Source organism: Vibrio sp. 1069, assembly GCF_033340555.1.
This window is the reverse complement of the sequence record NZ_JAWOWP010000650.1, coordinates 1-590: the sequence shown is the minus strand read 5'-3', so window position 1 is coordinate 590 and position 590 is coordinate 1. Positions and strand designations below refer to the sequence as shown.

The 590-nt window shown below is 43.6% G+C and carries 1 protein-coding gene; it reads right to left on the bottom strand.

Annotation, left to right across the window (positions count from 1 at the left end):
* Window positions 1–68 precede the first annotated feature (68 nt).
* Window positions 69–590: phosphatidate cytidylyltransferase (locus tag R7040_RS28270; protein WP_318097857.1), on the bottom strand; the 522-nt coding region annotated here is incomplete at its 5' end.

The following is a 590-nucleotide window of genomic DNA, read 5'->3' as shown; positions in this document are numbered from 1 at the left end:
ATCGTTAACTTTTGCATGATGTAAGACCGTTAGAAAAATTCAGGAGCGATGAAGCCGCTCCCGATAAATTAGAATACGTAGTATAGAAGAGCAAAGACTGGAAATGCAGCAGTCAGGCTATCGATGCGATCTAATACGCCACCGTGGCCTGGAATGATGTTACTGCTGTCTTTGATGCCAGAAACACGCTTAAACATGCTTTCGACTAAATCACCTAATACAGAAATCACGACCGTGATCAACGTAATGATGATCATATGAATTGGGCTCGTGAACTGGATATTGAACCAATCGGCAAACAACCAGCCAACAATCAGTGCCGCGATGATACCGCCAATAAGACCTTCAATCGTTTTGTTTGGGCTAACATGTGGTGCCATCTTGCGCTTGCCTAAACTTTTACCAGCGAAGTAAGCACCGCTGTCTGCAGCCCATACCAAGAAGCAAACGTACATTACGAGCTTTGCACCGTGGTATGGATCTACCGAAATGTCTGAGGCTCTTAGAATGATTACACTCCAAAGAAAAGGGAGTAATGTCAGAAAACCAAAAACATGTCGTAAAACAAGGTTGCCTTGCCAAGATTTTGT